Below are 14,301 nucleotides of genomic sequence, written 5' to 3'. Positions count from 1 at the left end.
AAGGGTTCATTTAAAAACCAAACAACATAATAGTAATATAGTGATGTTTTATTATAAATATCTATCTATTCATGTTGTATCAGTTGTAGACAGTTAATGATGTATCAGAAAAAAAAAGGGGTGGTTCAATTCCAGTGACTCATTTCAATTTTTACTTTGTCGATTAACAGGTACTTTTTAAGATGATCTTCCATTTCGGTTTTTAGGAAGTTAACGTCTGCTGATGTTGTGATAAGCGAATCATGTTTACTGAAAAGTACAATGTCAGGCTTATGCTTCAAGATATGTTTTCCGACCTCATCCAATAAAACTTCTGCTTCAATTTGCTGTAAAAAAATCGGGAAACTATTTTTTTCTTTCATGATAGTCTTTAGAAGGTCAACTATCTTAAATACACTTAGAAAAAGATTTTTAATTTGCTGAACTTCTGAATTATAATTTTTAGAAGAACTGTACAAGGTTTCCATGACTGCTTTTTTAGTCAAATCCCGCATACTTTTATAATGAACTTTTTCTTTAAAGTTTTTAACTGGATCAAATTCAAACCTAAGATATTCCCCGTTCGCTTGTTCAATTATTAGGTTTTCAGCTATGTAATCATATAAATCGTGATTCAGAATTACATCGCCAAACCTTTTTAATTCATCTGTGTTTATTCCAGTCTTTAAAATTTCCTGTATCACTTCATTTCCGAGCTTCTCCTGGATTTTATAATAGAATCCAGTATAATCCTTTCTGCTGAAAATAGCATTCAGTACAGAGAATAGAAATAATGGTTGAGAAGTTTTTATGTCAACTTCAGCGAGCGATTCGTTTTTGTAGGTGATATGCTTTAAGAATTTTTTATTTAACCTTGTCAATAAGGTATGGAGTCTATTGTCAGTTTCTTGATTGTTTGAGAATTCCCAACGCTTTTCATGAAAATTGAAAAGAGTAATAAAATTAGATCGATACTGAATAGGCCTCATGTCTGCCATTAACTCTAAACAAGATTGATAATCTATGTTCAAATACTCATTGAAATGTTTGGTTAAGTGTGGGCGTATTTTTGACGCATGTTTAATTCTTATTCTTGCATCCTCAGTTTTATTTGAATTGTTACTATTTACTTTTTTAAGTAGAGTAGAATCCCAAATTGTATATTCCATATATTGGTTTGAGGATGGATAGACATCTGTGAATTGATAAATATTTGTATTACTTCCAACTTTATATTTTGCAGTTTTCAGGAGGAATTTGTGATCAACTATAAATTGGATGTAACCGTTATAATTGGAATGAAATTCTTTTCTCAATTTTGCAGAATGGATATGAATATCTCTGCTCTCGTAGTTGATGTTCCCAAAAGATTTTGCTTCTAAAGTTTCTAGTAGGTAGAAAAGATAAACACAGTAGTCTATTTTCAAGGGCACTCCCTTATGGGAGATTTTATTTTTTCCTTTAAAAACCATTGACAGGTAATCAAGTAATTCTTGTCTAATAGGAACATCTAACGTCCTTTGCATTCTCCTCGCCATCCAGTTCTTTTAAAGTAATACTGTTAAGTCGTTGTGTATCATTTAATTGCTTGTATAGGTAATAATTTGATGTTTTTTAATGTGACCTTCGTTTTTCTAAAAGCATTTGTAGAAAGCATTTGAACAAAAGAAGGTGCTTTTTTAAAACTTTTTCAAGAATTAAAATCACTTGTTAAAAGATTAGAAACAGTAAAGAATTCATTTCTTACTATTAAGCGTTTTCTATATAATCTCTGGTAAATAAATCTAAATCCTCATCAGTGATCGGATGTCGCAAGGGTAGCCCTTCATTCTGATATCTTTCACTTTCAGGCTTCCGTGCTTCCCAACCTAATTTGATGCTATTCGGTTTATTTAAATCATATTCTCCCCATCCGTATAGGTTAATCAGCACGCTTTCTTTTTCTATAATTACATGCCTAACGATATCTTGAATTTCATTTCGAAATATTTCTAAGTCCTCACTAAAATGCTTTATTTCATTTTTTAGAGAATTTTCGAAATTTCTGATGGTGTCATTTAGCTTGATATTATTTTCTTTAATCTGAATAATATCTTTCTTTATCTCACTAAGAATTAGATTGTATTCTTCTTTAGAGAATTCATCGTCATCAAGATATTCAACTCTAGCTTTAATCTTTCTTTTATTAAGTTTTTCAAGTTGCTTTAAATTAATACTGATAGTTGCTTTGCATGCTGATATTTCTAATTTCATTTTTTCACGAACCTGTTTATCCCTTGTTTTTTGAGCATGTCTTTCTACTATTTTCCGAATCATGCGGAATAACCATGGTCTATTAATAGAATTTTTACACTTTGTGTCTTTACAAACAAAGGAATCAATTCTTCCTTGCGGTATTACTTTTTGATGCATAACATTTCCACAAGTACAAGTTATTTTGCCGCTAATGATGTTAGTGTTCACGTTTGCTCTACTTCCAAATTTTTTTCTACTGGCAACTGAATCGTTTGCTTTTTGCCATAATTCTTCAGAAACTATTGGAGGAACATCAAGTACTAAATCTTTATATCTTCGCTCACCTTTATGAAAGGTGTTTTTTATAACTCCATTTAAAGTGCCAGTAGAGATTTCACGATCAAATTCATTTTCTATCATAGAGGATATACTTCTCATTCCTAGTCCCTCAGAAGCCAGCTCGAATATTCTTTTGATCATAGGTGCTTCATACATATCAATAACAGGTCTTCCTTCTTCATCTTTTTTGTAACCTATAATTTTACCTCCGAATGCAAGATTTTTCCTAGCCCGGGACATCTGACCAGAACTGATTCTTGATGAAAGTAAACGAGATTCATTTGATGCCATTACTCCAAGCATAGAAATCATCATTTCAGCAGCAAATGACCGATTTCCGTTTTTGTCAAGAGTAGATATATCGAGATCATTTATATGAATATTAATACCTTTTTCCGTATATTTTTCTATAATATTTTGAATATCGTTATTCTTTCTTCCAAGTCTGGAAATTTCTAAAATCAAAATATCCCTGATATCTTCATTAAGCTCAATATATTTTTCCATATCATTAAAGCCCTCCCTATCATTAGAATTAGTTTTAGAACCGCTAATTTTATCCTCAAATATTTCATCTAACTTTAGCCCCTTTCGGGATGCAAAAGTTTTTATATCTTCATGCTGTCTAATTAATGATTGATCTTGTGTACTAACTCGAAGGTAGGCGACTGCTCTCATCTATATCTTTTAAGACTGTGAATATATGATTAATTTTATGGACTATATATGCAAAAGAATGTTAAAGGTTTCCCGTACTATTGCAGATTTAGAAGATTCAGATAAAATAAAAGGAGCTCACATAAGTGAAGCTATACAATACCGCAGCCTCGACAGGGAAGGCTGGCTAGGATAATTTAAACTATGAAAAAGAAATTTTTAGTGATCGCTGCGATTGCAGTAATAGCCTGTAAAGGCAATGATGAAGCACCTGTAACCGAAGGAATGGAAACAGATTCTACCCTCGTAGATGAAGCTGTAGCTATGTTAGAACCCTCACAAGCTGTTGTGCTTACTGTAGAGGAAGCTAATAAACTGGCCAAACTTCCGCTAAACTGTATTGGTATTGAATATCCCAATAAGCTTAACCAAACCCTCTCGGGTGCCGGAGATATTGGCGAACCCAAAGAACTGCACCCCGCCTTTTACGGCTGTTTTGACTGGCATTCTTCGGTACATGCACATTGGTCTCTCGTAAGTTTGCTTAGGAAGTTCCCTGAAATGAAAAAAGCCGAAGAAATTCGGGAGACTCTAAAGAATTCTCTTACTGCCGAAAATATCAGGCAGGAAGTAAAATACTTCAGCCGGGAGCAGGAGGGTAGTTTTGAACGCACCTACGGCTGGGCGTGGATTTTAAAACTGGCCGAAGAGCTGCACACCTGGGAAGATCCCTTAGCAGTAGAGCTGCGTGAGAATCTGCAGCCTCTTACAGATCTTATGGTGCAGAAGTTTAAGGAATTTCTTCCGAAGCTTAACTACTCCATCAGAGTTGGCGAGCACACCAATACAGCCTTTGCTCTTGCACTGGCACATGATTATGCTGCTACCACTGGAGCAGAAGACTTGCGGTTGTTGATCGAGAAAAGAGCAAAAGATTACTATTTGAACGATGACAATTGCCCTATTGAATGGGAACCGGGAGGATTCGATTTCTTGTCGCCCTGCCTGGCCGAGGTCGATATTATGCGCCGGGTTCTTCCTAAAAAAACCTTCAATTTGTGGATGAAGGATTTTCTTCCGCAGTTGCAGAGCAAGGGTTTTGCCATGGAAGTAGCCGAAGTGAGTGATAGGACCGACGGAAAATTGGTTCACCTTGACGGACTCAATTTTAGCCGGGCGTGGGTGTTTTACGGCCTTGCCAATCAATATCCCGAACAATACGGGCATCTTCGCACGCTGGCCAATGAGCACGTGGCGTATTCATTTCCTAACCTCGTGGGCGATAGCTATGAAGGAGGGCACTGGCTTGGGAGTTTCGCTTTGTATGCTATACAGGAAAGTAATAAAAAGATGTAAAAGCCTTGATCGTAATTCTGCTCCCGGAAGATCTTAACCCATTATTCGGGGTGAGAGGCTATTACTAAAAATTGGAGAGCTACAACTATGAAAAAAATACATATCAATTGCGATCTTGGAGAAGGAGGGGAGCACGATGGGCAGCTTATGCCGCTTATTTCGGCGTGTAATATTGCCTGTGGCGGGCATGCAGGCACGTTAGAAACCATGCAGCACACCGTAGACCTCGCTATGGAAAATGGGGTAGAAATAGGCGCTCATCCGTCGTATCCCGATAAAGAAAACTTCGGAAGGATTTCCATTCCTATGGAAAGTGAAGAGCTTAAAAGAAGCCTGGTTGCGCAAATTATGAGCCTAAAGCAAATTGCAGAAGCTGAAGGGGCGGTGTTCACCCATGTAAAACCTCATGGCGCTCTTTACAATGATGCTTTTAATAATGCTGAAGTTGCCAGAATTATTATCGATTCTGTTCTTGAATTCGGAAATGACCTGGTGCTTTATGTGGCCGAAGGTTCTGTAATTAGTGAGTTGGCAAAAGGTAAATTAGAGATAAGATATGAAGCCTTTGCCGATAGAAATTACAACCCAAATGGCAGCCTTGTAAACCGAAAAGAAACGGGTGCCGTGATCACCCACAAAGAAGAGGTTTTTAACCATCTTTTATCCATGATTTCTGAGCAAAAAATCACCCCTCAAAAAGGCCAGAAATTTGACACTTTTGCCACCACTTTTTGCCTGCATGGAGACACACCAAATTCGGTAGAAATTCTTGAATATTTACACCGGGAATTACCCGCTAAAAATATCGAAATCTTTAAAGCTTAATGGAAGTATTTCCGAAGATAAAACGGATGGGCGAGGGGGCTATCCTTGTCGAATTTGAACCTGAAATTTCTCCAGAAACTCTTGCGAAGGTTCTAAATCTTAAGAAATTCCTTCAGGAGAAATTAGTTAAACAAAAGGTTGAGATAAAAAGTACATACAGCTCATTATTAATCATTTATGTGTATGGTATAGAGAATGCTTATAATAAGGTTTATAGCCTTTTGGGGGAGTTTTCAGGTGCTAATATAGATGAAATTATTGAATCTAAATTATTTCATATTCCTGTGTGTTACGATGATGTTTTTGCCCTTGATCTCGATGAGATTTCCCGGGTGAAAAAGTTGCCAAAAGAGGAAATAATCTGGTTGCATTCTTCGGTAGATTACCTGGTATATTTCACCGGATTTTTACCCGGATTTTTATACCTGGGCGGGCTGCCCGAAGTGCTGCATTTTTCACGCAGGGATCACCCCCGGACACAGGTCCAAAAAGGGGCTGTGGGGATTGGTGAAAAACAGACGGGAATTTACCCTCAATCTAGCCCCGGCGGATGGAATATAATTGGCAATTCTCCGGTAAAATTATTTGATCTGGCAGCAGATAAACCATGCCCAATTTCGGCTGGTGACAGGTTGAGGTTTTATCAGGTAGATTTACAAGAGCACCAAAGAATTTCTGAGCTGGTGGAAAGAGGGAACTTCAGAATAAAATCTGAAAAACTATGATGGCGCAGGCGGAAATTCTACAGCCGGGATTGTACAGCAGCATACAGGATTTTGGTCGGTATGGTTATCGTGAATTTGGCGTACCAACATCGGGGGCGATGGACAGGCAGGCGGCGAAGGTGGCCAATCTTCTGCTAAAGAATGAGCCTGATGCCGCAGTGATGGAAATCACGCTACAGGGGCCAAAAATGGCATTTTCGGGTACTGCTCAAATTGTGATCACCGGAGCGCAACTGTCTCCGGAACTTGACGGCGGGGCGTTGCAGAACAACCAGGTGATGCAGGTCTCGGCTGGGCAGGTGCTTAGCTTCGGGAGAAGAAAATGCGGCTATAGAGCCTACCTGGCCATCAAAGGTGGCTTCCAAACCTATGCAGTTTTGGGTAGCAGAAGCTGGTGTGATGGGGTGACGCCCCACAGCCGACTGGAAAAGGGTGTGAAATTGCCTTTTTTGGAGAGTAAGCGCGCATCTGTTTCAAAATTTTCTTCGGTTAAAGTAGATGAGCATATCACTTCAGGCGTATTGGAGGCTTTTCGGGGGCCGGAGTTTGATCTGCTTCAGCCTTCAGAAAAAGAAGCGCTTCAAAAATGGCATTTTTCAGCAGCAAAAGAAAGTAATCGGATGGGGATTCAATTTCAGGAAAAAATGGAGAATAATTTAAATCCGATCCTTACAGGTCCGGTGCTTCCCGGTACGGTACAACTCACGCCATCAGGAACTTTAATCGCTTTAATGAGGGATGGTCAAACTACGGGTGGATACCCAAGAATTCTGCAGTTGACAGAAACAGGCATAAATACTCTGGCTCAAAAAATGCCGGGAGAAAAGCTGCGAATAAAGCTGCTTGACTTTAGCTAATTCAGAAAAAACAGATGGTGCCATTTTCATGAAACTGCTTAAATCCCCTACTATTTAAGCATTCCGAAAGATGGCACCATTCTTTATTTTAAGTGCTATAAATTTAATTAAAGTTGATGTGAAAAAGGTAAATTTCTCTAATAATTTACTTTTTTGAATTAAGATTTTTACTAATTGTGTTAGAGGCTGCTAAGTATTTGAGTCTTAATAAATTTCTCTGTTGCCGAATATTTTTAAAGCAGCAGTGAAAGGAATATCTTTGTAAAAAAATTTAAGTGATAGATTCTGCTAAAATTGAGTTACGAAACCTGAGTGTAAAGGATTATAAGGAGTTAAAGATCTCTATGATTGAGAGCTATGATGCCATGCCAAATGAGTATTGGAGCGAGAAGGAGATCAAAAACCTGATTAAAAAATTTCCCGATGGCCAATTTTGTATAGTGATCAATGAGAAAATTGCAGGTTGTGCCCTGTCAATCATGGTAGATTATAACAAGTTTGACGATAGCCATACCTATGGGGAGATTACCGGCGGAGAGAATTTTTCTACCCACACAAAGTCTGGCGATGTGCTTTATGGTATTGATGTTTTTATTCATCCTGAATATCGAGGGATGCGCCTGGGACGTAGACTTTACGAGGCAAGGAAGGAGCTGTGTGAGCAATTGAACCTGAAATCTATCATTTTTGGAGGGCGAATCCCTAACTATGCCGAATACGCCGAAGAGTTAACACCTAAACAGTATATAGAAAAGGTAAAGGTCAAGGAAATACATGATCCTGTGTTGTCTTTTCAGCTCTCTAACGACTTTCACGTAAAAAAAGTGATCAAGGGTTATTTGCCCGGAGATCATGAGAGCAAAGAATTTGCCACGCTAATGGAGTGGAATAACATTTATTACACCAAGCCCGACAAGCTCATCAATACGGCTAAAACCGTGGTGCGGCTGGGATTGGTGCAGTGGCAAATGCGTCTTTTTAAAGATTTTGATGCTCTTGTATCTCAAATAGAATTTTTTGTAGATGCCGTAAGTGATTATCAAAGTGACTTTATCCTTTTTCCGGAGCTCTTCAATGCACCTTTAATGGCCGAGTATAATCACCTTAATGAAGCTGAAGCCATCCGCTCCCTGGCCTCTTATACCGATAAGTTGCTGGAGACCTTTGTAGATTTTGCCATCACCTACAACATCAATATCATTACAGGCAGTATGCCTCAAATTATTGGAGAACACATGTATAATGTGGGCTATTTGTGCCGTCGCGACGGAAGTTATGAGCGGTACGAGAAACTGCATATTACACCGGCCGAAGGTTCTGCCTGGGGTATGAAAGGTGGCAGCCAGTTAAAAACCCTTGATACCGACTGTGGAAAGATTGGAGTGCTTATTTGTTATGACGTGGAATTCCCGGAGCTGGGGAGACTACTGGCCGAGCAGGGAATGAACATACTATTTGTGCCTTTTATGACCGATACTCAAAACGGGTATTCGCGGGTGAGGTTGTGCGCCATGAGCCGGGCTATAGAAAATGAATGTTACGTGGCAATTGCGGGTTCTGTGGGTAACCTTCCAAAGGTGAACAATATGGATATACAGTATGCGCAGAGTGCTGTTTTTACACCGTCTGATTTCTCTTTTCCTGTGAACGGAATTAAGGCTGAAGCTACGCCAAACACAGAGAGTACCTTGCTTGTAGATGTAGATCTTGACCTGCTCAAAGAGCTGCACACTTTTGGAAGCGTTAGAAACCTGAAAGACCGGCGTAAAGATTTATATTCCCTTAAGCTGAAAAAGTAATTACAAGCGTTTCATTACTTCTTTAATAAGCGGAAGTTTTCCTGCATAGGGAGCATATCGCAGAGGGATATCTATCCAGGTAGCCCTCTTGCTGATGCTTTTTTTGTGCGTGAAAGTGTTGAAAGAGAATTTGCCGTGGTAGCCGCCATAGCCGCTGCTGCCCACCCCGCCAAACGGCAGGTTCTTATTGGCAATATGTATTACAACGTCATTGGTAGCACCCCCTCCAAAATGGTATTTTTGAAGGGTTTTTTCTGAAAAACCTTTGTCTTCAGCAAAGACGTAAAGCGCAAGAGGATCGGGATAATGGCTGATGATCTTTTCGATTTCCGTTTCATCGGAATAAGTGAGGACCGGAAGGATTGGGCCAAAGATCTCATCCTGCATCACTGCAGATTCGAGAGAAGGTTCGTTTAGTAGGGTAGGCGCGATATAATTGTCGCCTGGAGCGGTTTCACCTCCTGTAATGATGGTTTGGCCCTCAAGCATCGCCTGAAGCCTCTCAAAATTATTCTTATTGATGATTCTGGCATAATCTGGCGACTTTTTTATCTCATCGCCAAAGGCAGCCTTAATTTCTTTTTTTACGGCCTCGGTAAATTCAGTTTTCCTCCTTTTGTCGATCAGGATGTAATCGGGGGAAATACAGGTTTGTCCGGCATTAATGAATTTTCCCCAAACAATTCTTTTTGCTGCCAAACCAATTTTAGCCGACTCATGAATGATACAGGGATTTTTTCCGCCGAGTTCCAGGGTTGAAGGAGTAAGATTGGGGGCTATGGCTTTAGCTACAATTCTTCCTACCGGAACGCTTCCGGTGAAAAAAACATAATCCCATTTCTGTTTCAGGAGTTCTTCCGATGTTTCTACGCCTCCCAGGATCACGGCAATATGTTCTTCAGGATAAACTTCAGCAAATATTTCTTTGGTGATTTGAGAAGTTGCGGGAGCGTATTCACTGGGTTTGATCACCACGGTGTTTCCTGCAGCCAATGCACCTATTGCCGGGGAAACACTTAACTGAAAAGGATAATTCCACGGTGCCAGTACCAGGACTTTACCGTAGGGCTGGGAATAGATATAATCTTTTGATGGAAAATTGAGGAAAGTGCTTTTTACCTTTTGAGGTTTTGCCCACTTTTTTAGCTTCCTGATGGTGTACTTAAGTTCACTGAGAATAAGTGCTGTTTCGGTGGCGTAGGTTTCAAATTCCGGCTTTCTGAAATCGGCGAAAAGGGCTGCAGCTATTTCTTTCTCCCTGCTTTCAATGACATTTTTAAGCTCCTTTAATTTAGATATCCTTTTGGCAACATCAAGAGTTTTACCGGTTTCAAAAAAGGCATTTTGAGAGCTGAGTATTTGAGGGATGTCTACTGCTGCTATATTTTCGATTTCTTCAGCCATAATTTTTCATTGTAATTTACAAAAATTATGACTGAAGCTAAAGCTGTATTATTTTACAAAGCTCATGGGCAATCTAAACCTTGTAGGTGCAGGTTCTCCAAAGTGCTTGGCGGGTTCCCATTTTGGCATGTTGCTCAATACCTGAACGGCTACCGCATTGTACCAGCGTGGAGCACCTTCAACTACCTGCACTTCGCTAATTATTCCTTCTTCATTGATAGTGAAAATAAGTAGAACCTTAACAGTAGTGCCTTTCTTTTGTTTTTCAGGCACAGGCAGGGTCTCTTTTAAATAATCTTGCAGGGCATCATTCCCACCGGGATAGGAAGCTGAAACACAATAAGGGAAATGCTCAATTTTTTCACCTTCTTTATTCCATACCGTTCCCGATTTGAATTTGTCTTTTTTAAAGAAATCGTGACGTTTTTTATTACCATTGGGCCACCAGGCGACGAGCTCTCCATGTCGGTCTCCATTTTTGTATTCAATTTCGTACCATGGCTCTCCTGTTTTGTACCAGAATTTATGTCGGCCTTCATTCACCGGTTTTCCATCTTTAATAGACAGATATTGTTCTGCAGAAATATCACCGTTTATTCTATAGGTTACCCTATGAAATTCAGCATCCCCTTCATCAGTTTTTTCCTCTATCTTATAAAAAGTAGCTTCGGCAGGATTGGTCACTACTTCATACTTTTCATTCATGTAAATTTTTTTCTGGGCAAAAAGTATTGTGGTAAAGAGAAGGAAGAGGGCGGGAATTATATTTTTCATTTTTTGTGAACCTTTTTCAGTAAAAGAGAGGAAAATTGAGAATATGATTATTCCGGTTAGAATTCCGGGGAAAAATAAGGTAAAGATTTAAAAAACAAAAAAGGAAATCCGTAAAAGCAGATGCCAAAAATGTAGGGTTTATGCTGAAAGCTATGTAAAAAATAAGGTTTGAAGTTATATTATTTTTCTAAATTGTTTTGGTTTTTAAAAAATAAACTTACTTTTACGGTGTGATTTTAGAGTCTCAAATAATAATAAGGCCCATGTTGCGCCGCCGGATGTAGTCCATCTGTCAGCGCACCTCTCTTTTTGTCTTAATTTTTATTTAGTTTTTTTATTTTGAATCACATTTTTCCACAATACATTTCTCATTTACTTTTTAGGCTTTCTCCTGAGAATTCTTTCAGGCGCCGCCGTAGTTTTCGCCGCACGTTTGTGCGCGCTTAATTATTATGGAACCCAGGTGAGTCCGGTTCTTTCCCCGAAAACCCTTTCTTGATTTTTTAACCTTTAATTCTTTAGCATATGAAAATTGTCATTGCTAATGCTTCTCATGAAAAGTATGCACAGGTAATTTGTGATACTATTGAAGAATCTGCCAAAATTCGCGGCACAGGTATAGCCCGCCGTACACCCGAGTATATTCTTACCAAGATGCAGAATGGAAACGCCGTAATTGCCCTGGAGGGCGATAGATTCGCCGGTTTTTGCTATATCGAAGTGTGGAGCCACGAGAAGTTTGTAGCCAATTCAGGACTTATAGTTCATCCCGATTTCAGGAATCGAGGCCTGGCAAAGGATATCAAAAAAGCCATTTTTGAGCTCTCCCGTAAAAAATATCCTCAAGCTAAGATCTTTGGGATCACCACAGGACTTGCCGTTATGAAGATCAATTACGAATTGGGCTACCAGCCTGTAACCTTTAGTGAACTCACAGATGATGAGAGTTTCTGGAAAGGCTGTCAAACCTGCAAAAATTACGATATTCTTACCCGTACCGAAAGAAAGATGTGTCTTTGCACAGGGATGTTGTATGATCCTGTAAAAAAGGAGAAATCTAAAGAAAAATCAAGACTGAACGACAAGGCGTTCACCCGATTAAAAAGTATCAAACAAACCCTTTTTTACAAAAAAGAAAAAGTGGTTGAAAAAATTGAAAATAAAACAAAATGAAAAAAGTAGTAATTGCTTATAGTGGAGGATTAGATACCTCTTATTGCGCAAAATATTTATCAAAAGAAGAAAACTTTGAAGTTCATGCAGTGAGCGTGAATACAGGAGGATTTAGTCAGGAAGAGATTGAGCGCATTGGTAATACAGCCAAAGCCATTGGTGCCACTACCTATACTAACCTTGATGCGGTTTCTTCCTTTTACAAAAAGGTAGTAAAATATCTTATTTTTGGAAACGTACTAAAGAATAATACCTATCCGCTTTCTGTAAGTGCAGAACGTATTATTCAGGCAATCGAAATTGTAAACCACGCCAGGAAAATAGGGGCAGGTTATATTGCCCACGGTAGTACAGGCGCAGGAAATGATCAGGTGAGGTTTGATATGATCTTCCAGATCCTGGCTCCCGAAATTGAAATTATTACGCCAATCCGCGATAAGAAATTAACCCGGCAGGAAGAGATCGACTACCTGCAATCTCAGGGGGTAGATATGAACTGGGAAAAAGCAAAATACTCTGTTAATAAAGGTTTGTGGGGAACCAGCGTTGGTGGTGCTGAGACCCTGACATCAGAGAAACCTCTGCCAGAGGCAGCTTTCCCTTCCCAACTTCAGGAAAAGGAAGCTTCACGGGTAACCCTTACCTTTGAAAAAGGGGAACTTACAGCCGTGAATAGAGAAGAAAATTCTCCCGAGAAGAATATAGAAAAACTGGAAGAACTGGCTTCAGCATATGCTATTGGCCGTGACATTCACGTAGGAGACACGATTATTGGAATTAAAGGAAGGGTTGGTTTTGAAGCAGCTGCGGCTTTAATAACCATTAAGGCACACCACCTTTTGGAAAAACACACCCTGAGTAAATGGCAGTTACAACATAAAGAAAATGTGGCAAGTTGGTACGGAATGCACCTTCACGAGGGCCAATACCTGGATCCTGTGATGCGCGATTTTGAAGCTTTTTTACAGAATTCACAGCAACAGGTAAGCGGGGAAGTATATATTAGCCTGCACCCATATAGATTTGTTCTGGAAGGGATCTCTTCTCCTTTTGATCTTATGAACAGCGGCTTCGGAAAATACGGAGAAGAAAACAATGCCTGGACAGCACAGGATGCTAAAGGATTTATTAAGATACTTAGTAATTCAGGAAAGATCTATAACCAGGTAAAACAAAAATCATGATCAAAGCAGGAATAATTGGGGGAGCCGGATATACTGCCGGGGAATTGACCCGGATTTTGGTTAACCATCCGCAGGTAGCGCTGGATTTTATTTACAGCACTTCAAGTGCAGGAAAACCTGTATATGCCATTCACCAGGACATGGTGGGGGAAACGGAAATTACTTTCAGCAATAAAGTAAACACCAATGTAGATGTAGTTTTTCTCTGTCTTGGGCATGGAAACTCTAAAAAGTTCCTGGAAGAGACAGAGTTCTCAAAAAGTACTAAAATCATTGATCTCAGTACCGATTTCAGGAAAACAGAACCTTCACATTCATTTATTTACGGCCTTCCTGAATTAAACAGGAGAAAGATTGAAAGTGCAGAATTCATTGCAAATCCCGGTTGTTTTGCAACGGCAATCAACCTGGCACTTTTACCTCTTGCCTATGCAGGATTGCTAAAAGAAGATGTGCATGTGAATGCAGTCACCGGGGCTACCGGCGCCGGAACTTCTTTTTCGGGCTCTACACATTTCGCCTGGAGAGATAATAATTTTTCCTCTTATAAAGCTTTTGAACATCAACATCTTTCAGAAATTGGGCAGAGTGTGCAGCAGCTTCAGGAAAATTTTGATCACAGGATCAATTTTATTCCCAACCGTGGCAATTTCTCCCGTGGTATTCACTGTACAACGTATACCTCTTTTGAGGGGGAACTGGAAGACGCTGTTGGGATATATAAGATGTTCTATGCTAATGCGGCTTTTACACATGTCGTAGAAGAAGAACTGCATCTAAAACAGGTAGTTAATACCAATAAATGCCTGGTAAGAGTGCAAAAATTTGATGATAAGATTTTGATCACCAGTGTGCTTGATAACTTACTGAAGGGTGCCAGTGGGCAGGCAGTTCAAAATATGAACCTTATGTTTGGCCTGGAAGAAAGCCTGGGGCTGAAATTGAAAGCGAATTATTTCTAACTAAATAAGATCTCACAGGTCTTTAAACCTGT

12 protein-coding genes and 1 pseudogene are annotated in these 14,301 nt (G+C 39.4%); 9 read left to right on the top strand and 4 right to left on the bottom strand.

The genetic code is table 11. The features are described from left to right. Window positions 1-125: 125 nt before the first annotated feature. Both V5739_RS00330 and V5739_RS00325 read right to left on the bottom strand, forming a co-directional pair. Window positions 126-1,517, bottom strand: coding sequence for a hypothetical protein (locus tag V5739_RS00330; protein ID WP_423819190.1), 1,392 nt, complete (start codon window positions 1,515-1,517; stop codon window positions 126-128). 211 nt (window positions 1,518-1,728) lie between these two features. Further along, on the bottom strand, window positions 1,729-3,231 hold the full coding sequence (locus tag V5739_RS00325; protein WP_423819189.1) for a recombinase family protein: 1,503 nt from the start codon (window positions 3,229-3,231) through the stop codon (window positions 1,729-1,731). 55 nt (window positions 3,232-3,286) lie between these two features. On the opposite strand from V5739_RS00325, the pseudogene V5739_RS00320 reads away from it, so the two are divergent. From V5739_RS00320 to V5739_RS00295, 6 genes and pseudogenes are all read left to right on the top strand, one after another. Then, window positions 3,287-3,406 (top strand): annotated as a pseudogene (locus V5739_RS00320) (ATP-binding protein); the annotation flags it as partial. Between the two features lie 8 nt (window positions 3,407-3,414). Continuing rightward, entirely contained in the window at window positions 3,415-4,566 is a 1,152-nt protein-coding gene (locus tag V5739_RS00315) for a DUF2891 domain-containing protein (protein ID WP_423819188.1), read from the top strand. A gap of 87 nt (window positions 4,567-4,653) precedes the next feature. Beyond that, complete coding sequence (gene pxpA, locus V5739_RS00310; RefSeq protein ID WP_423819187.1) at window positions 4,654-5,391, top strand: 5-oxoprolinase subunit PxpA; 738 nt, start codon at window positions 4,654-4,656, stop codon at window positions 5,389-5,391. After that, the gene (gene pxpB / locus V5739_RS00305) at window positions 5,391-6,116 is read left to right on the top strand and encodes a 5-oxoprolinase subunit PxpB (RefSeq protein WP_423819186.1); all 726 of its coding nucleotides are present in this window, start codon (window positions 5,391-5,393) and stop codon (window positions 6,114-6,116) included. The genes pxpA and pxpB overlap by 1 nt, the downstream gene beginning before the upstream one ends. Beyond that, window positions 6,113-6,973 (top strand): biotin-dependent carboxyltransferase family protein, encoded by an 861-nt coding sequence (locus tag V5739_RS00300; protein ID WP_423819185.1) that lies wholly within the window; start codon window positions 6,113-6,115, stop codon window positions 6,971-6,973. The genes pxpB and V5739_RS00300 overlap by 4 nt, the downstream gene beginning before the upstream one ends. Window positions 6,974-7,248: 275 nt before the next feature. Further along, window positions 7,249-8,772, top strand: coding sequence for a bifunctional GNAT family N-acetyltransferase/carbon-nitrogen hydrolase family protein (locus V5739_RS00295; RefSeq protein ID WP_345598793.1), 1,524 nt, complete (start codon window positions 7,249-7,251; stop codon window positions 8,770-8,772). Here the strand turns inward: V5739_RS00295 and V5739_RS00290 are convergent, their stop codons facing one another. Beyond that, entirely contained in the window at window positions 8,773-10,176 is a 1,404-nt protein-coding gene (locus V5739_RS00290; RefSeq protein WP_423819184.1) for an aldehyde dehydrogenase, read from the bottom strand. Between the two features lie 48 nt (window positions 10,177-10,224). Then, on the bottom strand, window positions 10,225-10,950 hold the full coding sequence (locus V5739_RS00285; protein WP_423819183.1) for an energy transducer TonB: 726 nt from the start codon (window positions 10,948-10,950) through the stop codon (window positions 10,225-10,227). 525 nt (window positions 10,951-11,475) lie between these two features. Between V5739_RS00285 and V5739_RS00280 the strand changes: the two genes are divergently transcribed. Genes V5739_RS00280 through argC form a run of 3 tightly spaced genes read left to right on the top strand, consistent with a single transcriptional unit; the run spans window position 11,476 to window position 14,269 of the window. Beyond that, window positions 11,476-12,123, top strand: coding sequence for a GNAT family N-acetyltransferase (locus V5739_RS00280; protein WP_345598789.1), 648 nt, complete (start codon window positions 11,476-11,478; stop codon window positions 12,121-12,123). Continuing rightward, window positions 12,120-13,307 carry an argininosuccinate synthase gene (locus V5739_RS00275; protein ID WP_423819182.1) on the top strand — a complete coding sequence of 396 codons (1,188 nt, stop codon included), beginning with the start codon at window positions 12,120-12,122 and terminating at the stop codon, window positions 13,305-13,307. The genes V5739_RS00280 and V5739_RS00275 overlap by 4 nt, the downstream gene beginning before the upstream one ends. After that, window positions 13,304-14,269: an N-acetyl-gamma-glutamyl-phosphate reductase gene (gene argC, locus V5739_RS00270; protein WP_423819181.1), complete on the top strand. Its 966-nt coding sequence runs from the start codon at window positions 13,304-13,306 to the stop codon at window positions 14,267-14,269. Before V5739_RS00275 ends, argC begins: the two co-directional genes overlap by 4 nt. The last annotated feature ends 32 nt before the right edge of the window (window positions 14,270-14,301 follow it).

Source organism: Salinimicrobium sp. TIG7-5_MAKvit (assembly GCF_049569215.1).
GTDB lineage: Bacteria > Bacteroidota > Bacteroidia > Flavobacteriales > Flavobacteriaceae > Salinimicrobium > Salinimicrobium profundisediminis.
This window is presented reverse-complemented; position numbering and strand designations above follow the sequence as displayed.

Excerpts from the sequence above, each read along its gene's own strand:
- V5739_RS00290 (WP_423819184.1), bottom strand. The coding sequence starts at position 10,176 with ATGGCTGAAGAAATCGAAAATATAGCAGCAGTAGACATCCCTCAAATA.
- V5739_RS00275 (WP_423819182.1), top strand. The coding sequence starts at position 12,120 with ATGAAAAAAGTAGTAATTGCTTATAGTGGAGGATTAGATACCTCTTAT.
- pxpA (WP_423819187.1), top strand. The coding sequence starts at position 4,654 with ATGAAAAAAATACATATCAATTGCGATCTTGGAGAAGGAGGGGAGCAC.
- V5739_RS00285 (WP_423819183.1), bottom strand. The coding sequence starts at position 10,950 with ATGAAAAATATAATTCCCGCCCTCTTCCTTCTCTTTACCACAATACTT.
- V5739_RS00280 (WP_345598789.1), top strand. The coding sequence starts at position 11,476 with ATGAAAATTGTCATTGCTAATGCTTCTCATGAAAAGTATGCACAGGTA.
- V5739_RS00330 (WP_423819190.1), bottom strand. The coding sequence starts at position 1,517 with ATGGCGAGGAGAATGCAAAGGACGTTAGATGTTCCTATTAGACAAGAA.
- pxpB (WP_423819186.1), top strand. The coding sequence starts at position 5,391 with ATGGAAGTATTTCCGAAGATAAAACGGATGGGCGAGGGGGCTATCCTT.
- V5739_RS00300 (WP_423819185.1), top strand. The coding sequence starts at position 6,113 with ATGATGGCGCAGGCGGAAATTCTACAGCCGGGATTGTACAGCAGCATA.
- V5739_RS00315 (WP_423819188.1), top strand. The coding sequence starts at position 3,415 with ATGAAAAAGAAATTTTTAGTGATCGCTGCGATTGCAGTAATAGCCTGT.
- V5739_RS00325 (WP_423819189.1), bottom strand. The coding sequence starts at position 3,231 with ATGAGAGCAGTCGCCTACCTTCGAGTTAGTACACAAGATCAATCATTA.
- argC (WP_423819181.1), top strand. The coding sequence starts at position 13,304 with ATGATCAAAGCAGGAATAATTGGGGGAGCCGGATATACTGCCGGGGAA.